The organism is Pseudoalteromonas sp. SG43-6 (assembly GCF_014164365.1).
GTDB classification, from domain to species: domain Bacteria; phylum Pseudomonadota; class Gammaproteobacteria; order Enterobacterales; family Alteromonadaceae; genus Pseudoalteromonas; species Pseudoalteromonas rhizosphaerae.
On the sequence record NZ_JACJEZ010000217.1, the window covers coordinates 1 to 254 of the forward strand.

Genomic DNA, 254 nt, shown 5'->3' on the forward strand with positions numbered 1-254 from the left:
TACCGTCAGCCCAAGTAACTCACATGCTTTTTCTTTCCTTGCCCCTGAATCCTGCGCGTTTGTAATAAGCGTTATTAATTCATGTCGCTCAGCCTGTGTTGTTAATCGTCCTCGTTGAAACCCCAGAGTGCATCCGCTTTTTTTTTGAGAACAAGTAATGCCGCTGTTTCAGCTAAGGCTTTATCTTTACGATTAAGCTCTTTTTGCAGCTGTTTTATTTCTTGCTTTAACTGTTTACTGTCTGATTTAGCTAG

At 40.9% G+C, this 254-nt stretch carries 1 pseudogene; it reads right to left on the reverse strand.

Annotated features, from left to right (window positions below):
- Positions 1-254 (reverse strand): annotated as a pseudogene (locus H5201_RS23635) (IS3 family transposase); the annotation flags it as partial.